Source organism: Brevibacterium sp. HMSC063G07 (assembly GCF_001810665.1).
Taxonomy (GTDB): domain Bacteria; phylum Actinomycetota; class Actinomycetes; order Actinomycetales; family Brevibacteriaceae; genus Brevibacterium.
Window position 1 is genome coordinate 1 of record NZ_KV802356.1, and the last position, 9,553, is coordinate 9,553.

The 9,553-nt window shown below is 63.3% G+C and carries 7 protein-coding genes; 2 read left to right on the forward strand and 5 right to left on the reverse strand.

Annotation, left to right across the window (positions count from 1 at the left end; translation table 11 throughout):
• The 4 genes from HMPREF2757_RS06425 to mobF all read right to left on the reverse strand — a co-directional run.
• On the reverse strand, nucleotides 1-1,090 hold a 1,090-nt coding region (locus tag HMPREF2757_RS06425; protein WP_070574460.1), incomplete at its 3' end, for a tyrosine-type recombinase/integrase.
• 53 nt (nucleotides 1,091-1,143) lie between these two features.
• Nucleotides 1,144-1,539, reverse strand: coding sequence for a hypothetical protein (locus tag HMPREF2757_RS06430; RefSeq protein WP_010154750.1), 396 nt, complete (start codon nucleotides 1,537-1,539; stop codon nucleotides 1,144-1,146).
• 199 nt (nucleotides 1,540-1,738) lie between these two features.
• Complete coding sequence (locus tag HMPREF2757_RS06435; protein WP_081473272.1) at nucleotides 1,739-2,686, reverse strand: abortive infection family protein; 948 nt, start codon at nucleotides 2,684-2,686, stop codon at nucleotides 1,739-1,741.
• A gap of 25 nt (nucleotides 2,687-2,711) precedes the next feature.
• Nucleotides 2,712-6,227 carry a MobF family relaxase gene (gene mobF, locus HMPREF2757_RS06440; protein WP_040504913.1) on the reverse strand — a complete coding sequence of 1,172 codons (3,516 nt, stop codon included), beginning with the start codon at nucleotides 6,225-6,227 and terminating at the stop codon, nucleotides 2,712-2,714.
• Between the two features lie 67 nt (nucleotides 6,228-6,294).
• Between mobF and HMPREF2757_RS06445 the strand changes: the two genes are divergently transcribed.
• Nucleotides 6,295-6,549, forward strand: a complete 255-nt coding sequence (locus HMPREF2757_RS06445) for a hypothetical protein (protein ID WP_141750202.1) — start codon at nucleotides 6,295-6,297, stop codon at nucleotides 6,547-6,549.
• Nucleotides 6,550-6,869: 320 nt separating this feature from the next.
• Here the strand turns inward: HMPREF2757_RS06445 and HMPREF2757_RS06450 are convergent, their stop codons facing one another.
• Nucleotides 6,870-7,439 carry a TetR/AcrR family transcriptional regulator C-terminal domain-containing protein gene (locus HMPREF2757_RS06450; RefSeq protein WP_010154754.1) on the reverse strand — a complete coding sequence of 190 codons (570 nt, stop codon included), beginning with the start codon at nucleotides 7,437-7,439 and terminating at the stop codon, nucleotides 6,870-6,872.
• Between the two features lie 38 nt (nucleotides 7,440-7,477).
• On the opposite strand from HMPREF2757_RS06450, the gene tet(33) reads away from it, so the two are divergent.
• Nucleotides 7,478-8,701, forward strand: coding sequence for a tetracycline efflux MFS transporter Tet(33) (gene tet(33), locus HMPREF2757_RS06455; RefSeq protein WP_074690335.1), 1,224 nt, complete (start codon nucleotides 7,478-7,480; stop codon nucleotides 8,699-8,701).
• Nucleotides 8,702-9,553: the final 852 nt, after the last annotated feature.

Here is a 9,553-nt window from a genome sequence, read left to right on the forward strand (position 1 = left end):
TGGTCTGGTTACGCATATAAGAGACACGCCCTAGTTGGAGGCCACCGATCTCGTTGATCGCAGTGGCCGCTGTGCGGCGGAACCGGTGCGGGGTAACGTCGGGAACACCTGCGCGGTCCATGACGTCGCGAAGCTGCCTCCGGACGTTGTTCGTCGTATGCGGAGTACCGATGCGGGTCGAGAACAGCAGCGCGTCAGGGTGGGTGAACCGGATCTGCTCCAACCTCTCCCGGACTGCGCGGAGCGTGAAGCTTGGAAGGGCGACTCGGCGCACCGAACGGGCCGTTTTCGGATGATCCTGCCGATGCGTGGGCTCCCCCTTCCTGCTGATGATCGTGCCGCAGATCCTCACTGCAGGGATCGGCGCGTCGAGGTCGAGATCCCCGAGACGAATCGCGAGCACCTCACCGATACGGGCCGAAGTGCCAAGTAGCACCTCCACGATCTGACCGAGTTGCCCATCTGGGCGCGGACCGGCCGTGACCTCCCGCTGCTCCCACGTCCTGATTCCAGACCGGATGGCTGCGATCTCTTCCCAGGAATAGACGTCCGGCGTTCGAACCGGACGGCGCAGACGCGAGACATGATCCATCGGATTGCGTGACAGGATTTCGTGGCGGACCGCGAGAGCGAGCGCGAGGCGGAGGACGACACGCGCTTGCCGGGCACGGTTGTAGCTCTGCTTCGCGAGTTGCTTGAGGAAGTAGTCGCAGCGCGCGACACCGATCTCGCGGAGTGTGACTTCCTTGAAGAATGGGAGGACGAGAGTTCGCATGTTCCGCTCGTATAGGAGCCGGGTGGTTCGAGAGAGCCGGTCCTCGAGCTCCATGTCTTCCAACCAGTACGAGACAAGTGCGGGGAACGGGCTATCTGCGGTCATACCGGAGAACCCTGGCTGGAAAAGGTCTCGCTCAGCGAGCTTCTTCTTCAGAGCACGTTCGGCTGCAGCGCGGGTGTCGGCGGTGACTTGGACGTGGCGGCTCTTGCCGTCCCAGTCGCGGTATCTCGTGCGGGCAACATACCGCTTCTGGACGGTGCGGGAGGTCGCGATAGTGCCGAAGGTGCCGATGGGGGTACGGGGTCTAGCCACGAGTCGCCACCCCCGTTTCCCAGGGCTGGTCGTCTGGTGAAGTAGTGCTGACGCTATCGAGTTGTGGAGATTGCATCCCTCAAGTCTGAAGAGTCTGCACTCAATGACGAATTTCCCGCTTGCAGCGACGAGGTCTGCACTCGGTGCTCACAGATACGGGTATGAGCGAGCCGGATGAGGCTCCACGGCCCGATCCAGAGGAATTTCATCCCGTTCCACAGCAGCAGGAGGAACAGCAGGTAGAGCGCCTGGTTCCAGCCGTACTGGATGAGGGTGATGCACATGGCGGCGGCGAAGAGGTAGATGCCGCCGAACAGCATCGCTGGGACACCCCATTTGAGGCCTCGGCGGGTGCGGATCTTGTCGAGCAGGATGTTCGTGGGCATGCGGCGGCGCAGGAAGATGCGGGTGCGGACGCTGGCGTTCCACAGACGCTGCATGAGATTCATGATGGCCTCACTTTTCACACGGGAGCACTTCGATGTGGCTGGTCCTGTGTGGTGAGTGCCCCGAGGCTTCTTGGGGCGGTCTGCTCCGCCCGACGTCAGGCTTCGCGCGTGGTCTGTCCTGCCATTTCGCAGTCTACGCTGCTCGGTTGGAGTGCGGAAGAGCGGTGGAGTTCCGCTTGCGGATTGGAGTGGAGAAGCGTCAGAAGGAGGAGCCCAGCGCAGCCTTTTGCTCATGGGAGGTTTCGTGCCAGGTGTCGGCGATGAACTGCGCGACTGCAACAGTCGAGTTGAACACGAGGCGTGCATGTCGTGGAGTCGCGGGGCTCTCGTTGACGGAGCCATGCCCGTCGCCGATTGAGTTGCGTGCCTCCGCGACGGACTGCACGAGAGTGGAGAGGGCGCGCATCGCTTTGCGGAGGGCGTCGCTGCCGCGCTTGCTGCCGTCTACCGCGTCGGCATTGATCGCGAGTGCCGATGCGGTGCTTGCGAAAAGAGCCGGGAGCTCGTCTCGTTCGGAGAACTCGATATCCAGATCCGTGAGCACGATCTTGCACTGGCTCTCGAGGAGGTTCTTGCAGGAGGAGATCGCCGCAGCGGGATCTGAGCTGAGGTCGCGGTTGATTAGATCGAGGTGACGGCGCAGCACAGAGTTCTCGGTGAGGTCGGGCGTCTTGGCGAGCGTTAGCTCGGTTGGGGCGTAATACGCGGAAATCTGACGCCAGCCATAGATGATGCGATCTCCGAAACGGTCTGTCTCGATGAGCTCATACCCATCTCGGCGGAGGGTGTCATTGTAGGCAGCGACCATCGCGGCAGCGGCGTCTGGATCGTCGCGGACAATGGGATGGACTGTCTCGGCTAAGAAGTTGAGGAACGTCTCGTCGCTGCCGTTACGAAGCTGGAAACGGTCGTCGTTGAAGACCCAGTCATCCTCCCAGTCCCAGTTGTTCACCATGTGCTGGTAGATGTCGCCGCTGGCAGTGCGGTACCTGTGGTCTCTGCTCGGCAGCTCCTCCAAGTCGTAGAGCCGGGCGAGGAACTGCGGATGCTGCAGCCGCCCCGACCAGTCGTACTCGGAAAGCGAGAGCCAATCGAACACGTTTGAGCGCGTCTGGCGAGAGATCCGCGCGCGGTTCGTTGGCGTCATGCACTAAGAATATCGGCCGCATACATCAGGAAATCGACCGCCTCTGACTCCGTCTGGACCGCACTTCCTCCGGGGAGTGCTCGGTCTGCTGAAGGCTCACGAGCACGCCCTGGGCGCGTTCGTAGTCGACGCGCTGAGCATCGTCGCCGGGCACCGCTCCGAGTGGGCTGCTCGAGGTGACGCCCCACCGGTCGCGGTACGCAATGACCGCCCGTGCCGCAGCCTCACCCTCTGCGGGAGCGGTCTCGTCGAGTCCCGTCAACCAGGGCTCTGGCTGCTTGAGGAGCTTCTCGACCAGGGCATCGATGCGCTGCTCCATGAGCTGCTCCCGCTCGTCGAGGGCTTGCCTCATCGCGGGATCGGTGATCCCGGTCGCGCGCGGGACCAGGCCGGCGATCATCCTGGCGGTCCGCTGCGGAGCAGGCTGGTAGGCCGCCGTGATGCGCTGGAGCCTGTAACGCAGCAGCGACCCGAGATCCTGCACCTCGTCCAGTCCTCCAACCTGGATGATGCGCGGGAGAAGACTGTCGATGTCGTGCCCGTCGGCTTCGAGCCTGCGCAGCTCGGTGGTGAGGATCCCGAAGGCGTCTGTCTCGACGAGCTCGTCGATCGTCTCCGCCGTGAGGCCTCCGGCGTGCAGGAGGGCGATCCAGCGTTCCTGTCCGGCGACTTGTGCGATGGTGTCGTACTCGGCCGCGAGTTGCTCGAGTGAGCCCCAGAAGTCCTGCTCCACGGTGATCGTGTCGTGTGCGGAGAGCTCTGCGCCAGGGTGCTGCAGGATCCCGTAGAGGATGCTCCGGGCGGTGTTCTGCAGGTCCTCACGGTGCTGATGCTCCTCGAGGTGATGCTCGTCGGTGGCGACGTAGACGCGGTTGGATTCGCGGCCGCGGGTCATCGCGACGTAGAGGGATTCTCGGGTCACTTCCGGTGAGTGGACGACCGCGTGTGCGGTGTCGACGGTGGCCCCTTGGGCACGGTGCGCGGTGACGGCGTAGCCGAGGTCGACGTGCTCGGCGACGTAGCTCACGGGCAGCGTGATCGTGGTGCGCCGCTTCGATCCTGCCCGCCGCACGGTGAGGGATCCGTCGTCGTTCGCATGGGCGACGTGCCAGCGGTCGCCGTTTTTCACCCAGCTTCGCCCGAGCGAGAGGCGCCGATTGTTCTCGCGGGTGATGATGAGATCTCCGCGGGAAACTTCGTTGCCGTCATGGAGTTTGACGCCGTCCACAGCGACGTCGCCCTGGAGGATTCGGTCGGTGCGGGCGCGGGTGTTGAGCGCAGAGACCGTGTCGAGGGTTTCCGCGATCAGCACCGTGCTCTTTCCCGCTGCGAGGTCTGTGCGCCAGGCTTGGTAGGCGGCTTCGAGAATCTCGTCATATCCGCCCGGCGTGACGCGCTGGTGCGCAATGTAGGTATCGATGACGTCGGTGTCGCCGATCCGCAACTGCAGGGACGCCTGCTTCTCCCAGTCGTTTCGGAAGCGACGCACATCGACCAGTTCCGGGGCGTCGCCGCGGTCACGCACGAGCATCCCGAACGCGCCGCCCGCGTCCACCGCTGCGAGTTGCGCCCAATCGCCCACGAGCAGCACTTTCGCGCCGACCTGCTGGGCGTGACTGGTGATGGCATCGAGCGCGAACGTGCCACCCAAGGAGGCTTCGTCGATGATGACGAGCTGTCCGCGCGTGAGGTTCCATTTCCCGAGGCGATGCTCATGCAGCCACTTCGCCGTGTTCTCCGTCCCGATCTCCAGATCCCCGGCGAGGACGTCGGCGGCAGCGGCCGAGGGCGCGAGCCCGGTCACCGAGCCTGGCCCGTAGCGTCGCTCCCAGGCTCGGCGCAGGGCACGCATCGTTGTGGTCTTCCCAGTCCCTGCGGGGCCGACGAGTACGTCGAGGACGCGGCCGGAGACGCCGATCTTCGCGATCGCCTGCTCCTGGTCCACCGACAGGGTGTGCCCGTCGCGGTTCTTCGTTCTGGCAGCGTCCTCGATCCATGCCAGCGGTACGGTCGGCGCCGACCGATCATTCGACGCGCCAAGGAGTCGGTCTTCTGCCGCGAGCACCTGCTCGGAGGAGAACACCGTTCCGGCTTTGGGTCGGAACACGCTCGACCCGTCCGCGCGACGAAACAGCGAGGGGCTCTTCGCGAGCTCGGGCGGAGTGAGGCGCAGCGAGACCCGTTCTGCGGCATCGACGATCTGCTGGGTGATGACGTCCCGGTCGTTCGCGGACGCGAAGCGGAGAGCCATCGTCTGTCGCACGGCCTCCGCGTGGAGGTTCCACCGTTTCCACGTCGCTCGCCGGTCACCGACCTGCTGCACCACGACCTCGGCGACCTCCTCGAGATCCTCCAACGGGATATCGTCTGCCCGCAGCAACGGTTCGTGCTCACTACCGGCGAGCAGTGCCGACGCCCAGGTTGGCGCGTCCTCACCCAGCAACGCGGTCGCGCGTTCTCGCCACTGGGAGGTGAGATCGCTGAGAGAGTGCTGCTGCTTCGGGGGCCGAGTCTCGAGCGTGGCCTGCTGCCGGAACTGCCACACCAGCTTCGGGGACGGCTGCCTCCCGTGCTTCGAGACGTAGTCGTCGACCAGCCGGTCTTTGACCTGCTCGATATCGCGAGTACGGGAAGAGAACTCGTCCATCAGCTCCTGCGGCACGCCAACGATCTCCCACGCCGTGGAGCGCCCCGCACCGCGCTCACGGGCTTCCCACCCGACGCCGAGGATCTGAGTGAGATGGTCCGAGAGGACCGCGTTGTAATGCTCCGATAGGCCGGTGACGGCGGCGTGGATAGCGCGAGAATCGAGCGTGCGCCACTTCCCGTCATGAGCTGCTTGCACGCGGTTGGCGACGACAATGTGCGTGTGGAGTTGTGGATCCGCGGCCCGAGAATCGTAATGATCGTAGGCAGTCGCAATCACACCCCGCACGTCGACTTGCGCGACGGCGCCACGCGCCCCTTTCGCGCCGACCCTGGTCATCGCGACGTCGCGCTCGAGTAGGGCGATCATGTCTCGGATCGCTGCGTGGTGAGCTTGGGCAATGAGTGCTTGCGTGCCGCCGTCGGCAACTGCCCAGAGGGTCGAGACGGACTTCGGGACCGAGAACGTGAGATCGAACCCTGCGACCGGCGCATTCGTTGGCTTCTGTGCTTCCTCCGCCTCGATCAGCGCTTGCTGCGCGGTACGCTCACCTGCGGTAAGGGACTTCGGGAGCTGATCGAGGCGGCGCTGCGTCCGCTCGCCCGCGGTGGCAAACTTTCGGTACGGACGCCCCAGTTGCTCGCCGCTGTTCGGATCCTGCCCGTGCCCCATGAGGCGCCGTAACTGCTCCTCGCTCACCGAGGCACCGACGGCGATCTCTCCGGCGAGTCCTGGGAGGCCGGCCCCGAGCCAGATGCCGGGAGGCGTTCCTGCTTCAAGGTAGTACCTTGTCAGCGCTGACGACGCATCGCGATCCCCGTCGCCAGCGACAACTGCGTTCAGCAGGTACCGGTACCCGTCCCCAGCGGTCATGACCCTGATCGAGATCGTCACACTGGGCAGGTGCGCCGCAGATCTTGGGATCTACCCTCGGAAGGCGGAGAGCGCGATGTTTGCGTCAATGCAGGGAGATAGCGAAGAGCGCGCTTCAACGGAGATGCTCGAATGGGTCCACGACGGATTGGACTCCGTGGTCGCGGCAGACGTAGACGATTCACACGCCGTACCCGTCGGCGCCGCTCGGCTCGGGGTCGCATTCTGCGCGGCAGACGTTACAGAGCCGGTGCTCGTTGCTCCCCCAGACCGTGACCTCGATATCGTCGGGGATCTCCATTCCGTCGAACTCCATATGCGGAGGTTAGCTGTCGCGGATTGAGTCGTGTCAAGATGCGGCACCGATGCTAAACCGCCGTTACCTATGGTCATCGCGCCGGTCACGCACTCGACGCTTAGTTCTTGAGGTACTCGAGGACGGCGATGACGCGCTTGTTTCCTGTGCGCTCGTTAAGGTCGAGCATGGTGAAGATGCTGCTGATGTGCCGTTCCGCGATCGCGACGCGACATGCATACGGTCCCTGATTTGCTCGTTAGTGAGCTCCGTAGCCATGAGCGAATCGTCAGTATCGCGGAGGAGGTGCTGCGGGAGCGGGAAAGGATTGACCTTACTGACGCAGAGACCCAAAGCGCGAGCATCCCTCATCGCTTTGATGCCAGCCCTTCAACCATTGCAACTAACCCGAACTCGAAATCTAGGTCTTGATCGACAGGCTCACATCCGTTGTCGAGCGCTGTTTGTTCTTCTAGTACGAAACCGACCGTATAGCGGCTGATAGCCATGAGAGCTCGGACCGCAGAGACCTCAGCGAATCCTTCGGACACGAGAAACTCGATCTGACTTTCGGGGGCATCCGAGCCCGCTGGCATCTGGTCACTCTTTTGACGGTGAAACTCTGCGTGCAGCCGTGCTCCATCCCGGACTGCCAGAAGCGCTGTCCGGAAGCTCCGCGCGTTGCGCAGGAGAAAGTCGTCCCAGCGCTCCCCTGACTCTGGGAGTGAGGCGTGGTGTTCGCGATCAAGCACATCAGCTGCGAGCGATCCGAGCAGGTGGCCCTTTGTCCGAAAGTGCCAGTAGAGCGCTGGCTGCTGCACCCGCAGATGCGCAGCCAGCGCCCGCGTGGTGAAACCGTCGATCCCCGTGTTATTGAGCACATGCCTCGCACCGCGCAAGACTGCTGCACGATCGAGTCGCGCTTGTTTCTGAGCCATGCTTGCACTTTATCATCGATAACTTTATCGTTGATAAGGTGTCATCTCTCACTTCCGCTCGTGGCTCGTTGGCCACGGTCCTCATCACGGCTAGCCTCGACGCCGCCGGCATGGGCCTGGTGATGCCGATTCTCCCCGCACTGCTACACGAGGCAGGGGTCACCGCTGATGCGGTTCCGCTGAACGTCGGAGTGCTGATCGCGCTCTACGCGGTAATGCAGTTCATCTTTGCCCCCGTACTGGGAACACTGTCGGACCGATTCGGCCGCCGCCGGGTGCTGCTTGTTTCCCTGGCCGGTGCGACCGTCGACTATCTCGTGCTCGCCACGACATCCGCTCTGTCGGTGTTCTATATCGCCCGTGCAGTGGCTGGGATAACCGGAGCGACCAATGCGGTCACCGCCACCGTGATCGCCGACATCACGCCACCCCACCAGCGCGCCAAGCGTTTCGGTTTACTCAGTGCCTGCTATGGCGGCGGAATGATCGCGGGGCCAGCCATGGGTGGACTGTTCGGTGCCATCTCGCCACATCTGCCGTTTTTGCTCGCTGCTCTTCTCTCAGCGAGCAATCTGGCACTCACCTTTATCTTGTTACGCGAGACCCGTCCTGATTCCCCTGCGCGCTCTGCGTCGCTCGCTCAGCATCGTGGTCGCCCCGGCCTCAGCGCGGTGCCTGGGATTACCTTCCTATTAGTCGCATTCGGCCTTGTTCAATTCATTGGGCAGGCTCCAGGTGCGACCTGGGTGCTGTTTACTGAACACCGCCTCGACTGGAGTCCCGTCGAAGTTGGAATCTCCCTGTCCGTCTTCGGGATCGTACAGGTTCTCGTGCAGGCCCTCCTTACTGGCCGCATCGTGGAGTGGATCGGTGAGGCAAAAACAGTCATCATCGGGTGTGTTACCGACGCCTTGGGTCTCGTAGGCCTGGCGATTGTCACTGACGCATTTTCCATGGCGCCTATCTTGGCGGCACTGGGGATCGGTGGCATCGGCCTCCCCGCTCTGCAAACCCTTCTCTCCCAGCGCGTCGATGAACAGCACCAAGGGCGCCTCCAGGGTGTGCTCGCCAGCATCAACAGCGTCACATCGATCTTCGGACCGGTCGCTTTCACAACGATCTTCGCGCTCACTTACATCAACGCCGACGGCTTCCTCTGGCTCTGCGCCGCAGCACTCTACGTGCCCTGCGTGATTCTCATCATGCGTGGTACAGCAGCGTCCCCGAAGTTCGGCTCATGGGCGAGCGGCGACTCGATGTGAGTTGTGAGACGTGAGCAGGAGCAACACGGCGGCGACACTGCTTCGCCATGGCCGACTAGCGAGACGGCGCCACCGGGAAACTCGGCATCATCTACCAAGGACAGGTCAGCTGGGAGCCTGATAGACCCATCGAAATGTGCGTGCCGATCGCGGAGAAAGGCCGGGCGCATCGGATCGAGCCATAGCACCATGAGTCTTCACGGAAGTGCGTTGACGGAGACTTCGTTGTGAACCGGGCCAAGGGAGAGCTGGAGGCCCTCTCCGAGTGGCTTGCCGATGACATGAGCTGGACGCTCATCGAGAAATCCACACACAGCGGCCCCAGTGCAGCCCGAGAGGTGCGCCCGCCGTTCTCCCGAGCGGGTGGAGGTCATTTCTGTCGTCACCCACGGACGACGCGCTTCCTGCGACGGCTACCTCGAGGCTGGAGGAATGCGCGTCCGTTTCAGCCATGCGTTCCGCTTCGTCAGCACCCCCAAGACCGCGATGATCGCAGAACTGCGACGCTACTGCATCGAGACGCAGGTTGACTGAGGCCTGTGCGGACAGCACGAACGACCCTTAAGCCCGTAATCTGGGAACCGCAGAAACTACCCGATCGAAACGCAACTACTTTGCCGGCCCTACGGGGTTGGCTCGCGGTCGTCGTCCTTGGCCGCGACCGTGCGCAGGAGGTGCTTGTAGCCATCCCTCGCGATCATCACGCGCATCGAAACCGTCACGACGCTACTGCCTTCGACGATCAGGGGAGCGGGGACTGATCGCGGACGCGCTGTCCACTTTGGTTAAAAGATTGCGCCGCTGTAGACGACCGCCATCTAGGGCGTGTCTCCTAATTGTGGGCCTGTGCTC